12 protein-coding genes are annotated in these 14,977 nt (G+C 66.5%); 4 read left to right on the top strand and 8 right to left on the bottom strand.

Features of this window, described 5'->3' with window-relative positions; translation table 11 throughout:
• Positions 1-156: 156 nt before the first annotated feature.
• The gene (locus tag BST28_RS09420) at positions 157-1,347 is read right to left on the bottom strand and encodes an amidohydrolase family protein (protein ID WP_019736252.1); all 1,191 of its coding nucleotides are present in this window, start codon (positions 1,345-1,347) and stop codon (positions 157-159) included.
• A gap of 35 nt (positions 1,348-1,382) precedes the next feature.
• Positions 1,383-2,951 (bottom strand): AMP-binding protein, encoded by a 1,569-nt coding sequence (locus tag BST28_RS09415; protein WP_019736251.1) that lies wholly within the window; start codon positions 2,949-2,951, stop codon positions 1,383-1,385.
• A 57-nt stretch (positions 2,952-3,008) separates the two neighbouring features.
• Here BST28_RS09415 and BST28_RS09410 point away from each other — a divergent pair, with 57 nt between their 5' ends.
• Positions 3,009-3,731, top strand: a complete 723-nt coding sequence (locus BST28_RS09410) for an enoyl-CoA hydratase/isomerase family protein (RefSeq protein WP_065287160.1) — start codon at positions 3,009-3,011, stop codon at positions 3,729-3,731.
• Here BST28_RS09410 and BST28_RS09405 read toward each other — a convergent pair.
• A complete protein-coding gene (locus BST28_RS09405; protein WP_083080770.1) occupies positions 3,728-4,375 on the bottom strand; it encodes a TetR/AcrR family transcriptional regulator in 648 nt (215 codons plus the stop codon). The two genes, BST28_RS09410 and BST28_RS09405, sit on opposite strands and share 4 nt — an antisense overlap.
• A gap of 140 nt (positions 4,376-4,515) precedes the next feature.
• Here BST28_RS09405 and BST28_RS09400 point away from each other — a divergent pair, with 140 nt between their 5' ends.
• From BST28_RS09400 to BST28_RS09390, 3 genes are read left to right on the top strand one after another with little or no spacing between them, the layout of a single operon-like run.
• Complete coding sequence (locus BST28_RS09400) at positions 4,516-5,814, top strand: cytochrome P450 (RefSeq protein WP_083080768.1); 1,299 nt, start codon at positions 4,516-4,518, stop codon at positions 5,812-5,814.
• Positions 5,815-5,846: 32 nt separating this feature from the next.
• Complete coding sequence (locus tag BST28_RS09395) at positions 5,847-7,058, top strand: cytochrome P450 (protein WP_019737408.1); 1,212 nt, start codon at positions 5,847-5,849, stop codon at positions 7,056-7,058.
• A 51-nt stretch (positions 7,059-7,109) separates the two neighbouring features.
• A complete protein-coding gene (locus tag BST28_RS09390; protein ID WP_019737409.1) occupies positions 7,110-7,949 on the top strand; it encodes a mycofactocin-coupled SDR family oxidoreductase in 840 nt (279 codons plus the stop codon).
• A gap of 69 nt (positions 7,950-8,018) precedes the next feature.
• Here BST28_RS09390 and BST28_RS09385 read toward each other — a convergent pair whose 3' ends face one another.
• The 5 genes from BST28_RS09385 to BST28_RS09365 are packed head-to-tail and all read right to left on the bottom strand — an operon-like array spanning position 8,019 to position 14,959.
• Positions 8,019-10,427 (bottom strand): CaiB/BaiF CoA transferase family protein, encoded by a 2,409-nt coding sequence (locus BST28_RS09385; protein ID WP_083080765.1) that lies wholly within the window; start codon positions 10,425-10,427, stop codon positions 8,019-8,021.
• A gap of 4 nt (positions 10,428-10,431) precedes the next feature.
• Complete coding sequence (locus tag BST28_RS09380; RefSeq protein WP_019736484.1) at positions 10,432-11,397, bottom strand: enoyl-CoA hydratase/isomerase family protein; 966 nt, start codon at positions 11,395-11,397, stop codon at positions 10,432-10,434.
• Between the two features lie 15 nt (positions 11,398-11,412).
• Positions 11,413-12,534 (bottom strand): M24 family metallopeptidase, encoded by a 1,122-nt coding sequence (locus BST28_RS09375; protein WP_019736485.1) that lies wholly within the window; start codon positions 12,532-12,534, stop codon positions 11,413-11,415.
• 2 nt (positions 12,535-12,536) lie between these two features.
• A complete protein-coding gene (locus tag BST28_RS09370; protein ID WP_019736486.1) occupies positions 12,537-13,787 on the bottom strand; it encodes a M24 family metallopeptidase in 1,251 nt (416 codons plus the stop codon).
• Positions 13,787-14,959, bottom strand: coding sequence for an amidohydrolase family protein (locus BST28_RS09365; protein ID WP_083080763.1), 1,173 nt, complete (start codon positions 14,957-14,959; stop codon positions 13,787-13,789). Before BST28_RS09365 ends, BST28_RS09370 begins: the two co-directional genes overlap by 1 nt.
• Between the last annotated feature and the right edge of the window lie 18 nt (positions 14,960-14,977).

Genomic DNA, 14,977 nt, shown 5'->3' with positions numbered 1-14,977 from the left:
CCGCCCCCCCCCCCCCCCCCCCGGCCCCCCCCCCCCCCGGGGGCCGGGGGGGGCCCCCCGCCCCCCCCCCCCCCCCCCCCCCGCCGCCGCCCCCCCCCCCCCCCCCCCCCCCGACGCTCAAGACCATCTCGGGAATGGTCTGCCAGCGGGGCACCTCTAAACGGTGACGAGGCGACCGAGGTTACCGCCCATGATCTTGGCCTGATCTTCGACGGAGAGGTGCGACAGGGCCGTCACGTAGTGCGTCGGTTCGGCAAGACCCTCCGGGTGCGGCCAGTCGGAGCCGTAGAGCACCTGGTCCACACCGATGAGGTTGATCAGGTCGTCGATGCCCTCTTCGTAGAACGGGCTGACGTAGATGCGGTTCTTGATCTCCTCCATCGGGTTGCCCAGGAAGGCTTCCGGCGCTTTCTTGTAGACCTCGGTCATGCAGTCCAGCAGCGGGAACATCCACTTCGAGCCGGCCTCGACGATGCCCACCTTGAGCTTGGGGTGGCGGAACAGCGCGCCGTGGATCACCCAGGAAGCCACCGCGTCCTGGATGGGGCGCCACTCGTTGAGGATCGACATGGCGTTGGTCTGGAACGGCAGCATCTCCTGGCTGGCGCCGTCCCATTCGGAGGTGTAGCGGGAGTAGCCGCTATCCGAGGAGTGCATCCCGACGAACACGTCGTACTCGACGCACTTCTCCCAGAACGGGTCGAATTCGGGCAGCGCGAAGGACCGCGGTCCACGGAAGCCGGGCACCGGTGCCGGCCGGATCAGGATCGCGCGAGCGCCGCGCTTGACCACCCAGTCCAGCTCCTCGATGGCCTTCTCGACGATGGGCAGGGTGATCACCGGCGTGGTGAAGATCCGGTTCTTGTAGTTGAAGCCCCACACCTCATCAAGCCACTGGTTGAGCGAGTGGATGATGACGTGGATGGCGACCGGGTCGTCGCGCAGCCGCTCCTCGATCAGGCTGGCCAGGGTCGGGAACATCAGCGAACGGTCGACGCCGAGCTCGTCCATCAGCTCCAGGCGCGGCCCGGGCTCGAAGAACGCCGGAATCGACTTCATCGGCTCGCCGAACAGTTCGCGCTTGCTCTTGCCTTCGGGGTTGCCGAACTTGAAGTACTCCTCCCACGCACCGGGCTTGGCAACCACGGAGAAGGTGGGGTTGGGGATGTACTCGCTGATCTGGCCGCGGATGGCGATCTTGGTGCGGCCCTTGATCTCGACGTACTGGACGATGTCCTGGTACTCCTTGGGCAAGTACTTGGTCATCGCCTCCGGCGGTTCATAGAGGTGATTGTCGGCGTCGAACAACGGGAACGGGATCTCGACGCGATGTGACAGTTGACCCATGGAATGCTCCTTTTCGACTCTGGAGAATCATATTCTCACATCGGTGTCGATGCAACCTCGTCGGCGAGGTTCTGCCGCACCACGTACTTCTGCACCTTGCCGCTGGCGGTGCGCGGGAAGTCGTCGACCTCGCGCAGGAGCTCCGGCCACTTCTGCGGCGCCACGCCCATCCGCTCGAAGTGCGCTTGCAGTTCCGGCATCGTCGGCGACGCGCACCCGGGCTTGAGGCGAACGACCGCGGCCGCCCGCTCCCCCAGTCGAGCGTCGGGCACCGCGACCACCACCGCCTCGGCCACCACAGGCAGCGCCAACAACACCTCTTCGACCTCGACGGCGCTGATGTTCTCGCCACCGCGGATGATCACATCGGCCTTGCGGTCGGTGATGGTCAGATATCCGTCGGCGTCGAGCACGCCGACGTCTCCGGTGTGGTACCAGCCGTCGGCGTCGAAAGCCGCCTCGGTCAAGGCGTCGTCGGTGTAGCCCAGGCACAGATCGGGGCCACGGCTCAGGATCTCCCCGTCGGGGGCCAATCGGATCTCCACGCCGGGGCGCGGGTCACCGTCGGTGAACAGTCGCTTATCTTCGGGGGCACTCGGCCGCGAACCGGTGATCGACGGATGCTCGGTGCTGCCGTAGGACCGGAACACGAAGATGCCCAGATCCGACAGCCGGCGGGTGACCGCCGCGGGCACCGTCGATCCACCGAGGCCGACGTGCCGGATATGGCGCAGGTGCTCAGCGGTGAAATCCGGATGATCGAGCAGGCTGGTAACGAAATACGGTGGACCGCCGCCGATCGACACCCCCTCGTCGGCCATCAAGGCCAGCACCTGCGCAGGATCCCAGGTATCGGCGAGGTCGATCGGCGCGCCCTCGAGCACCGGGATCAGAAACGCCGAAACCATCCCGATGAAGTGCCCGACCGGTGTTGCGGTCAGCTGCCGACCGCGATCCTTGGGGTAATTGTCGAGCAACTGACGGGTCTCGAAACAGAGCGTCTGGTGACTGTGGATGACGCCCTTGGGATTTCGGGTGGTTCCGGAGGTGAACGCGATGAGTGCCGGCGCGCCGGGTTCGGTGGCGAGCGTGCCCGTCATCGGCCCGTCGGCCAGCAGGTCCTCGAAGTCCTGTCCGGCAGCGTCGTTCCCGCCCACCACCCCGATAATCGGGACATCGGCCGCCAGTTCGGGCACAAACGTCATCCGGCCGAACTTCTGGGCGGTGATGAACACCCGCGGCTTGCTGGCAGCCAGGATGTAGCCCAATTCCTTGGGCCCGTAGAAATGCACGATCGGCACCACCACCGCCCCCAGGAACGCCGCGGCCCAGAAGGTCGCCGCGGCCTCCATCCAGTTGGGCAGTTGGAACGCCACCACATCACCGGGGCCGACGCCACGGACGGACAATCCGGCCGCCAGCCGGCGGGCGGTCCGCTCGACGTCGCCGAACGTGCCCCGCCACGGGCGAACCGCGGAGTGCACCTCGAACCGGCCGTCCGGCGCCCCGGAGAGGCACGTGGTGAGCAGGTCACCGAGGGTCTCTCGGGTCCACCACCCGTTGGCCTCGTAGTGCCGCGCCAGGTCGTCCGGAATCTTACGCATGACGCCCGCGATGTTATTCTCCTAAATCGAGAATGCCAATATCTTCATTGGAGAGTCATGGTTGATGTCGAGCTGGATGAAGGATTGGCGGTCATCACGATCGATCGTCCGCAAGCACGCAACGCGATCGCCCCGGAGACAATGGATCAGCTCGACCGCGCGCTTGACGCGGTAGCCGCGGCACGGACGCTGGTCATCACCGGCGGCGGCGACCGCGCCTTCGTCTCCGGCGGAGACCTCAAGCAACTCGCCGCCATCCGCACCGAACCCGACGCGACGGCGATGGCGTGGCGAATGCGGACGCTGTGTGACCGGATCGCCGCATTTCCCGCGCCGGTGATCGCGGCACTGAACGGCCACGCACTCGGGGGCGGCGCCGAGGTGGCGGTCGCCGCCGATATCCGGATCGCCGCCGCCGACGTCAAGATCGCCTTCAATCAGGTATCGCTGGCGATCATGCCGGCCTGGGGCGGCGCCGAGCGACTGGCCGCCCTGGTCGGGCACAGCCAGGCCCTGCTGCTGGCCGGTACCGGAACCATGCTGGACGCCGCGGCGGCCGAACGGATCGGCCTGGTGAATCGGGTGGTGCCCCGGGAGTCGTTCGAAGCCGAATGGCGTGGGCTGGCACGGTCGCTGGCCAATCCGTCGGCGGGTGAGATCAAACGGGTGCTCGCCGGTGCGACGGCCGACGAGGCGGTCGCGGCGTTCGCTCGGCTCTGGGTCTCCGACGAGCATTGGGCGGCCGCCGATCGCCTGCAGCAGGGCCGGGCGCAACGCTAATGCGCCACCCGGCCCGAGGACAGGGTGACATCGTTGGCCGGCTCTCCGGGCTCGCCCTCGAGCCGGCGCAGCCAGCGCTCGACGAACTCGACCGTCTCGGCATGGCCGAGCGTCATCCCCAGCACCTCCTGTTCGATGATCAGCATCCGCGACGCACCGGTCATCAGCACCATCAACACCGTCGCCGGGAATTCCTCGGAGTCGATGCGGTAGCGCGCCAGCAGGCCGGCCACCACCTCGATCTGTTCGGCGCGAAGACGCTCCGCGTAGGTCGCGATCTCCGCCCGCAAGGCTTCACGCTGGTTGGCCAACGCCATGAACTGCATCGTCAGCGCGGTCCACGTCGGGTCGATGTTGAATCGCCACAGCGCCCACAACGGCTGCGGCGAGGCGAGCGCGGCGGCCTGTTCGGCCAGACCTTGGTCACCACGCCGGCGGAACATCGCCAGAAACAAGTCGTCCATGGTGCGGAAGTAATAGTGCACGAGTTGGTGCTTGAGCCCGGCCTGCTCGGCTACCCGGCGCGAGCTCACCGCGCCGTGACCGGCAGTCAGCAGCAGCTGCTCGGCAGCGTCGAGCAGCAGCGTCCGGTTCTTCGCGTCGGGCGGCCCAATTCTGCGCTGTCCCTTACCCGATTCGGGCATACCGTCCGCTCCGCATCACCATCATCCGCCTTTACACGTCCGGCGGCCATCGTAAAGCCGCGCCAACCCTTGACCCCCAGTCCCACCCATGCTAAGCAGATGCACAGCACCTGTCAGGCCATTCTGCAGAGAGGTCTACCTTGACTGACTTCGACACGATCGACTTCTTCACCGATCAGTCCCTGATACCCGATCCGCACCCGTACTTCGACTACTTGCGGAACAAGAGCCCGGTGACGCGACTCAACGCCTACGACGTGGTCGCCGTGACGGGACACGAAGAGGCGAACGAGGTCTACCGGGACTCCGAGACCTACTCGAACCTGGTCGCGGTGGGCGGGCCATTCCCGCCGCTGCCATTCACCCCCGAAGGTGACGACATCAGCGAGCAGCTCGAGGCGCACCGCCACCTGATGCCGATGAGCGAGCACATGGTGACCATGGACCCGCCGATGCACACCAAAGCCCGGTCACTGCTGAACCGGCTGCTGACACCGAAGCGGCTCAAGGAGAACCAGGACTTCATGTGGCGCCTGGCGGACCGCCAGCTCGACTATTTCATCGACACCGGCAAGTGCGAATTCCTCTCCGAGTACGCCAGACCGTTCGCGCTGCTGGTGATCGCCGACCTGCTCGGCGTGCCCGAAGAGGACCGGCCGACCTTCCAGGAGGTCCTCGGCGCCCCGCAACCGGGCGCGCGGATCGGCGCGCTCGACCACGAGGAGTTGGCGCACGACCCGCTGGCTTGGCTGGACGACAAGTTCAGCCGGTACCTGAGTGATCGGCGGGAAAAGCCGCGTGGCGACGTGCTGACCGATCTGGCCACCGCCACTTATGAGGACGGTTCGATCCCCGAGATCGCCGACGTGGTCAAAAGTGCCACGTTCCTGTTCGCGGCGGGGCAGGAGACCACCACCAAACTGCTCAGCGCGGCGCTGCGGTTCCTGGCCGAAGACCCGGGCCTGGTCGTACAACTGCGGGAGGACCGCAGCAGGATCCCGAACTTCCTCGAGGAGACGCTGCGGATGGAGAGCCCGGTCAAAACCGACCCGCGGCTGGTGCGCAAGACCACCACGTTGGGCGGGGTCGAACTCAAAGCCGGCACCGTCGTGGTGATGTTCCCCGGGGCGATCAACCGCGATCCCCGCAAGTTCGAGAACCCGCACGAATTCCGGATCGACCGTCCCAACGTGCGCGAGCACCTGGCGTTCGCCCGCGGCAGCCACACCTGCCCGGGTTCGCCGCTGGCCCGCTCCGAGAGCCGGATCTCGCTGGAACGCCTCCTGGACCGGATGACCGACATCCGGCTCGACGAGTCGCACCATGGGCCGGCCGGTGACCGTCGATTCAGCTTCGAGCCGACCTTCATCCTGCGCGGCCTGACCGAGCTGCACCTGCATTTCACCCCGGTGGCGGCACCCGTCCCCGCCGGCCTCTGACCGCGGCTCTGCCAACCCAAGGACGACAAGCCATGACGGTGACAACCGCCACTACCAGCGAAGCGAACTACAACCCGTACGACATTGCCCTCAACAACGATCCGTATCCGATGTTTCGGCGGCTGCGTGAAGAAGCGCCGCTGTACTACAACGAAGAACACGACTTCTATGCGTTGAGCCGGTTCGACGACGTGCACGCCGCGTTCTCCGATTACCAGACGTTCAGCTCGGCCAAGGGCGACGTGCTGGAGATCATCAAATCCGGCATGGAGATTCCGCCGGGCATCGTGATATTCGAGGATCCTCCGATCCACGACATCCACCGCAACCTGATGGCGGGGATGTTCAGCCCGCGCCGGATGAACACCTTGGAATCGCAGATCCGGGAGTACTGCGTACGCTGTCTGGATCCACTGGTGGGAACCGGGCGGTTCGACTTCGTCAGCGACCTCGGCGCGCAGATGCCGATGCGGGTGATCGGGATGCTGCTGGGTATCCCCGAAGATCAGCAGGAGCACATCACCGAACACGGTGAAGCCCCCATTCGCACCGAGCCCGGTCAGAAGATGACCGACAATCCCGACGGTCCGATCGCCACCGGTGATGTATTCGCCGACATCATCGACTGGCGGGTCAAGAACCCGTCGGACGACCTGATCACCGAACTGATGAACGCCGAGTTCGAGGATGAGACCGGTACCCGACGCCGGATGGGCCGCGAGGAACTGCACCTGTTTCTGACCGTGCTGGCCACCGCCGGCAGTGAGACCACCACCCGCTTGATCGGCTGGAGCGGCAAGGTGCTGGCCGAGCACCCGGACCAGCGGGCCGAACTGGCGGCCAAGCCGGCACTGATTCCGCGGGCGGTCGAGGAGCTGCTCCGGTTCGAACCGCCGGCGCCGCACGCGGCCCGCTACGTCACCCGCGACGTGGAGTACTACGGCCAGACCGTGCCCGCCGGCTCGGCGATGCTGTTGCTGATCGGTGCGGCCAACCGGGATCCCCGCCGGTTCCCTCCGGATGGCGATGTGTTCGACATCCACCGGGAGCGGCGCCCGCACCTGAGCTTCGGCTTCGGGACCCATTTCTGCGTGGGCAACGCGCTGGCCCGGTTGGAGGCGCGGATCGCCATCGAGGAGATCCTCAAGCGCTTTCCCGAGTGGGAGGTCGACCTGTCGGCGGCGCAGCTCTCCCCCACGTCGACGGTGAGGGGCTGGGTCTCCATGCCGGCGATCATCCCCTGAGTTCCGAACTGGACCCAAAGTTTTCCAGCTACCTACAGAATCGAGGTTCCCATGACTGGACGTGTTGAAGGCAAGGTCGCGTTCATCACCGGCGCGGCGCACGGACAGGGCCGCAGCCACGCGGTGCGGTTGGCCCAGGAGGGCGCCGACATCATCGCGATCGACGCCTGCAAGCGGGTCGTCAAGGATTCGCCCATCCCGCCGGCTACTCCCGAGGAACTGGCTGAGACTGCCGATATGGTCAAGTCGCTGAACCGTCGGATCTTCACGGCCGAAGTCGATGTGCGCGACTTCGACGGACTCAAGGCCGCGGTGGACGCCGGGGTGGAGGAGCTGGGCGGCCTGGACATCATCGTCGCCAACGCCGGTATCGGCAACGGCGGCGACACCCTGGACCAGTGCAGCGAACACGACTGGCAGGAGATGATCGACGTCAACCTGTCGGGTGTGTGGAAGACCGTCAAGGCCGGTGTGCCACACCTGATTTCAGGCGGAAAAGGCGGATCCATCATCCTCACCAGCTCTGTCGGCGGGTTGAAGGCCTACCCGCATTGCGGCAACTACGTCGCCGCCAAGCACGGCGTGGTGGGCATCATGCGCTCGTTCGCCGTCGAGTTGGGGCAGCACAGTATTCGTGTCAACTCCGTGCACCCCACCCATGTCAGCACCGGAATGATCATGAACGAGGGCACTTGGAAGATGTTCCGACCGGACCTGGAGAACCCGGGCCCCGACGACATGGCGCCGATCTGCCAGCTTTTCCACACCCTGCCGATTCCGTGGGTGGATGCGGTGGACATCAGCAACGCCGTGCTGTTCCTTGCTTCGGAGGAGGCCCGCTACATCACCGGCGTCACCCTGCCCGTCGACGCGGGAAGCTGCCTGAAGTAGCCGTCTCAGCTTCGTTGACTCTGCGTCCAGGGCGGGAAAGTGCGAGAAGCCCCCGCCCTGAGCGCAGAGTCAGCGAGCCGGAGGTGAGCTGCCGATCACCCCGTCGGCGGCCAACGCGGCGATCTCGGCGTCGCCCAAGCCCAGCTCACGTAGCAGTTCGTGGTTGTGCTGGCCCAGCAGCGGCGCATGGCGGGTGTGAACGGGCATCGGGCCGTGCGACATCCGGGCCGGTAGGGTGCTGTGCGCGGCCCGCCCGTTGACCGGGTGATCCACGTGTTCGAAGAATCCCCGGTCGGCCAGCTGCGCCAACTCGGTCTGCCGGTGCGGTTGCATCACCTTGGCAACCGGAACGCCGGCGCTCCAGAGAATTTCGACGACGTCATCGGAGCTGCGGGCCGCGCACCAGGTGGCCAGCCGGTCGTCGATCAGGTCGTGCTGGGCGCGCCGGCCGGCCGCGTCAGCCAGGGCGGGATCGGCGGCCCAGGACGTGTCGCCCAGCGCAGCACATAGGCTCGCCCACTGCTCATCGGTGGCAACGGCAATCGCGACCCAGCAATCCTGCCGCCCGAATTCGTCGATGCCGGCGGTCCGATAGAGGTTCTGCGGGGCCGCGGCCGGGCCCCGGTTACCGTTGCGCTGCAGCAGTGCGCCGTAGGCCGAGTATTCGATCACCTGCTCGGCGGCGATATTCAGTGCCGCGTCGACCATGGCCGCCTCCACCAGCACACCCTCTCCGGTGCGGCGACGGTGCTCCAAGGCCAACAGCAGACCGGTCAGGGCATGCACACCGGCGTTCGGGTCACCGATCGAGTACGGCTCGTAGGGGTTGCGGTCGGGGTAGCCGGTCAGCCAGCTCAGCCCCGAAGCATCCTCGATGACGTAGGCGAACGCAGGATTGTCGCGCCACGGGCCGTCGAGACCGAATCCGGGCATGCGCAGCATGACCACGTCGCGGCGCAGCGATCGGACGAATTCGTAGTCCAAGCCCAGGTTTTCGATGACCCGCGGGGTGAAGTTCTCCACGATGACGTCGCAGGTGGGGATCAGCCGGTGCAGCACGTCACGACCGGCCTCGGTCTGCAGGTCCAGGGTGAGGCCCTTCTTGTTGGTGTTGAGCGCCGAGAAGATCGGGGAACGCTCCCACCACTGCGCCTCGGTCACCGGGACCCCGGCGATCAGCCGGGTGCCATCAGGGCGGCGAGCTGATTCCAGATGGATCACCTCGGCGCCGAGCATTGCCAGCAGGTGGGTGCAGGACGGTCCGGCCCAGAAGGTGGTCATGTCCAACACGCGTAAAGCACTGAGCGGCAGCCGATTGCGCACTTCTTCCGCCGGCGGGGCCTTCCGCGGCGTCGGGGTCGCGTGGCGATAGTCTTCGGTGTGTGCGCCCAGACGTGGCGCCGGTGCCGGCCGGTGCAGCGGAACACCACTGAGCCGATACGGCGGAACCGGCTGGATGAATCCGTCTCGGGGATTGCGGGTGAACACCTGCCGGTGCTGGAAGTGATCCAGGGTCGGCAGGTTCTCCCCGTTGCCGACCGGCGAATTGGGTATGCGGAATGCCGACGCCAGATCACGCACGTCGTCAACCTTGTGATTGCGGACCCACTCGTACAGTTCCGGGGCGTGCAGGTTGGCCTGCTCGGTGATCGACAACGGCGAGTGTTCGTCGATCCATTCGTCGTGCCCCGACATGGTGCACAGATCGAACCACTGCTGTGCGGTGCCGCAGCCCAGCGCCACCAGACCATCGGCGGCTTCGGCCACCCCGGGCACCGTCGGCCTGCGCTCGGAACGCCACGGTCGGTCGAGGACACCGAAGTAGGTGACGGGATAGTAGGTCAGGCCCAGGATCTGGACTTCCAACGCGGACAGGTCGATCAGTTCACCGCGACCGTCGCGCAGCGCACGGGCACGCGATGCCAACGTCAGCGCCGCGGCGTACGCCCCGGCCAGCCAGTCCCCCACCTGTCCGCCGACGTGTACCGGGGCGCGGTCCTGCGATCCGCGCCCCAGTCCGACGGCGCCTCCCGACCACGCCTGCAGGGTGAATTCGGTGGCCGCACGGTCTTTCCAGGGCCCTTCCAGCCCGAACGGGGTGATGGCCGTGACCACCAGGTGCGGGTGACGTCGGTGGATCTCGGCGGGTGCCAGGCACGGGTGTGAGCCGGTGCGCCCCTGCGGGGACCACACCGCCGCATCGGCTGACGCCAGCAACCGATGGACCTGTTCGACGTCGCCGGTGTCGTCGGGGTCGGCGACGATGCTGTATTTGGAGCAACCCAGGAAGCTGAACAGCGCACCGCCGACCTCGAGATCGACCTCAGCTCCGGAAGCCGACCACCCACGTAACGAATCACCTTCGGGTGGCTCGACGTTGACCACCGTCGCCCCGCCGTCGGCGAGCATCTTGGTGGCGTAGGCGCCGGCGATTCCGTCGGACAGATCGATAACGGTATAGCCGTGCAGTGGTTCCACGGCGTCAGGAGTCCCTGTTACGACTGGACTTGCTCAACCGGAAGTCCGGGGGGAACCTGGCGTCGTTGTCCTTGACCGCCCCGGACAGGCCGGATTCGATGGCGTCGTCGAGCATGAGGTCGTCGGTGTCGGGTGCGACGCCCGAACCCATCGACTCGAAGAACGCCGAGAGCAGGCTGCCCATGTACTCGCCCTGGTGCTGCTTGTAGACCTCGAAGAACATCTTCTGCATGAACACGGTGTCGACCGGGCGGTTGCGCGCGCACGCCAGTGCGTACTTGTCGACCTCGGCCTCGAGGTCATCGCGTGGGACCACCTTGTTGAGAAAGTTGCACTTCTCCATGTCGGCGGCGGTGAACGGCCGGCCGGTGAATACCATCTCGGAGAACTTGCGTAGCCCCATCATCTGTACCCAGGTCCACATCCGCGGTCCCCAGCCGTAGTAGCGGAAGGACGGGTGGCCGAACAGGGCATCGTCGGACGAGATCACCAGGTCGGCATCGGCAGCCTGATAGAAGTGCCAGCCGTAGCAGTACCCCTTGGCTTCCACGATGCTGATCTTCTTGAGCTCCTGCAGCGGTCGGTTGCCCGCCTGCACGTTGGCGTACCAGGCGCTGATGGTGGCGCCGTTGCGGAAGGTGCCCTTGGGTGGATAGTTGACGTCCATGCCTTCCAAACGCAGCTCGGCCAGGCGCATTTCGGGTGAGTCGACACCCTCCATGAACTCAGGCAGATCCGCCCCACTGCCCAAATTGTCTCCGACACCGCGGATCACCACCACTTTGACGTCGTTGTCGACGCTGGCCCCGCGCAGCAGATCGGCGTAGCGCAGTCGCGCCGCCGAGGTGGGCGCGTTGAGATACTCCGGCCGATCGAAGGTGATCGTGGCGATCTTGGTGGCCGCGTCCTTGTGGTAGCGAATGATCTCCTCGGCCGAAGGTCGTCCGGACGAGCCTGGCGTGCTGGACATCGGCGATATGCTCCTTCAGCTGCCGGTGGGGAACGGACTGGTGGTCAAGACTTCGTGGCCGTCGTCGGTGATGAGCACCGCCTCACGCCCGAAGACCGCACCCAGGCCGGGCTCGAACACGTAGCCGGTGACCGAGAGCACCATCCCCGGTTCCAGCCGCTCGGCAGCGGCGGTGTCGGGTAGCTGAGGTGAGACCACCGGCGGATCGAACCCCAGCCCCAGCCCGTGGGCCACCGGTACCGGCGGCAGAGGTTCGCCGGCTGCGCCGTAGGCGGACAACAGCTCACTGCATGCCGCGCCGGGCCGGCAGACACCGGCCAGCTTCTCCCACAACGCATCCCATCGTCGGTACAGATCCACGGTCCCGGTCCGGGAACCGACCGGGTAGGTGCGTCCCACTTCGGCGACATAGCCGCCGGCCAGTACGCCCGCCGAGAAAGCCACCAGATCACCACTGTGCACCCGACCGTTGCCGACCGCGCGCCGCCACGGGTGTTCCCGCGAGGTCACCCAGGCCACGTCCTGGTTGGCCGGGGTGCTGACCCCACCGGCGGTCATCGCCTCCATCAGCACGCCGGTCAACGTCTGTTCGCTGACGCCGTCTGCCAGGGCGTCCACCGCCGCGGCCAACGCCGCTTCGGCCACCACTACCGAGGACCGCAGCGCCGCCACCTCCTCGGCGGTCTTGATCGCTCGGGCAGCCCGCATGGCCACCTCGCCGTCGACCAGTTCGGCGTTGGGAAACGCCATCGGCAGCAGCTGGGCGAACAGCGGTGACATGGCGTCGGTTCCCACCCGCCGGGCGGTGGCCGCACCGTCGATACGGGCCAGGTTCGCGATGGTGTTGGTGGGGTTCCAGGAGATGCCGTAGAGATTCTCGTGCGGAATGTCTTCGGGCACACCCTCGTCCCAGGTGCTGAGCAGGTGGATCCCCCCGGTGGCGCGCACCAGCACGCAGGTGGGCCCGAACGGCCGGGTGCCGGCCACCCACAGCTGGGGCGCCCCGGTGACGTAGCGGACGTTGGCCTGGCGGCCCAGCACCAGCACATCCAGGTCGTGGGCCGCCATCTGCGCCAGCGCACGCTCACGCCGCCCGCTGCGCAGCGCAAGGCGGTCCGGCAGAACTTCGGTACTCATAGTCACGCACCTTCCCCGTAGGGGGCGTAGGGGTAGTCGCTCAACGAGATCCAGCCTTCCTCGGTGACCACGACCACCTCTTCGCCGCGGTACCCGCCGGTGCCGTCCTCCCACACCACCGGCTCGAGCACCAGCACCATGCCCGGCTCGAAGACGAAGTTGTTGTCGAACTCATCGCCGAGATCGGTGCCGATCATCGGCATCTCGGCAGCGTTCACCCCGATGCCGTGGCCGAGATAGAAGTGGGGCAGCCACGGCCGGGTACCGTCCCCGTTCGCGGCGATGGCCGCACGGGCCAGATCGCCGGAGGTCACCCCGGCGCGCAGCACTTCGCGCACGGCGTCGAGGATCTCCCGCCAGCGCCGGTATTGCGCCTGCTGGCGAGGCGTCGGATCGGCGCCCACGATCCAGGTCCGGCCGAAGTCCGAGCAGTATCCCCCGTAGGTGATCGACACGTCGGTCCACAGCACATCCCCGGTCATCAGCTCGCGCTCGGTGGTCAGCAGCGGCAACGCCAGGTCACCGTGCGTGGTCCACACCCCGGCGGCCCTGCTGTCGGGCATCACCTGCCAGATCGGCTCCAACATGCTGGCGCTGGCACCCAATTCGAAAGCGTGTCGCAGGAATTGGGCCGACAGATCCATCTGCCGGATACCCGGCGCCAGCGCCGCCTGGACATCGACCATGGCCTCGTCGGTGATGCGGCATGCGGTGCGGATGCAGGCCAGCTCATCGGGGGTTTTGATCACCTTGGCGGCGCTGACGACCTGCGCCGCGTCCACCGGCCGACCGCCGGGAAACAGTCGCTGCTGGGCGCGGCGCATCGCGCCGGTGCACTCGTCGATTCCGATCACCGCGTTGCCGGGAATCAGCTCGCCGAGCACCCGCGCGAAACGTTCCACCCCTTCGTCGAATTCGAGGTAGACCGGGCCGTGTACATGGTCTCCCGGCAGGTCGGACTCCCCGGAAGCGCCTTCCCGGAACGGCAAGAACAGGTGCGGCCACTCGTCATCGGCCAGCACCACCGCGACCGGTCGCTCGACGTGCGACAACCCGGCATCGCCGAGGCGCCAGCTGGTGCCGGTGGCGTAGGTGACGGCATTGTTTCCCAAAAGGACCAGGGCGTCGACGCCGCGGTCCGTCATCGCCGCGCGCAGCCGGGCGCCGGTCTCCCGGCGCAGCCGGGCCCGGTCCGGTACGTCGGGGATCTCGATGCTGCCGACGGCTTGCGACAACGAGGCCAACCCAGCCATCACAGCCCCAGGAACGTTTTGATGTTGCCGCTCACCACTTTCGCCGCGTTTTGCGGTCCGAGCGTTTCGACAACATTGGCCAGGGACTTCTCCGAATAGCCGAAGGTGCTCTCATTGTGCGGGTAGTCCGACGACCACATCACCTTGTCCACCCCGATACGGTCGATCAGCTGCAAACCGAGCGGGTCAACCATGAACGAGGCACTCATGTGGGTGTCCCAGTAGTGCCGGATGTCGTGCTGCAGCCGGTGGGTGAACATGTGCTGGTAGGACGCGAGCAGGTGTTCGGCGTCCTGCAACGCGGTGGGAACCCAGGCGATCCCGCCTTCGAACCAGCCGATCCGCAGTCCCGGGTGCCGGTCCAGGATTCCCGAGAAGATGTACTTGGCGAACTGTTCACGGAACGAGTCGACATTGACCATCATGCCCACCACGACACTGTTGACCTCGCAGGGCGTCTTCGGCGGGGTTTCACCGATGTGGTGGGTGATCGGCAACCCGGACTGCTCGATCTCATCCCACACCGGATCCATCACCCGGGCACCGAAGTCGATGATGTTGCCGTCATCGTCTTTGCCCGGGTTGAGGGGCAGCAGGAACGTCTTGAGCCCCAAGGATTTCAGCTCAGCGAGGGTGCGGCGCGCGCCGGCCGGGTCCCACCAGTTGATCAGGCCCACCCCGTAGAAGTGGCCGTTGGACTGCTCCTGCAGTTCGGCCATGTGCTCGTTGTAGATGCGGAATACCCTCTCCCGCAGGTCTTTGTCGGGGAAATGGAACAGCGCCAACACCGCGTTGGGAAACGCCAATTCCTTGTCGACACCGTCGGTGGCCAGCTCCTGGATACGAGCCTCGATGTTGCTGCTGGCGGCACCGGCCAGGTCGTCGTACTGCATCAGCACCGCCGAGAAGTCGCCCGGCAGAAAGGTCTGTCCCTTGCGCCCGACCATGTAGGCGCCGTCTTCGTACCAGATCCGCGGCGCCTTGTCGCGCAGCTCCTCGGGGAAGCGCTGGTAAAAGATGTCGTCGGCCAGCGAGATGTGGTTGTCCGCGGAGAACACCTGGGTTCCTGCGGGCAGACCGACGTCACGGAGGGACTGGCCGCGGCGGTCCTTGGGCGCCCCGTACCCACCGGGCGGATAGAACGTGACGTCATGAGTTGGCGTGCTGGACATGTCGATCCACTCCAATCG

This window comes from Mycolicibacter kumamotonensis (assembly GCF_002086285.1).
In the GTDB taxonomy this organism is placed as follows: Bacteria; Actinomycetota; Actinomycetes; order Mycobacteriales; family Mycobacteriaceae; genus Mycobacterium; species Mycobacterium kumamotonense.
Note: the sequence above shows the minus strand (reverse complement) of the source record. Positions and strands in the feature narration are given on the sequence as shown.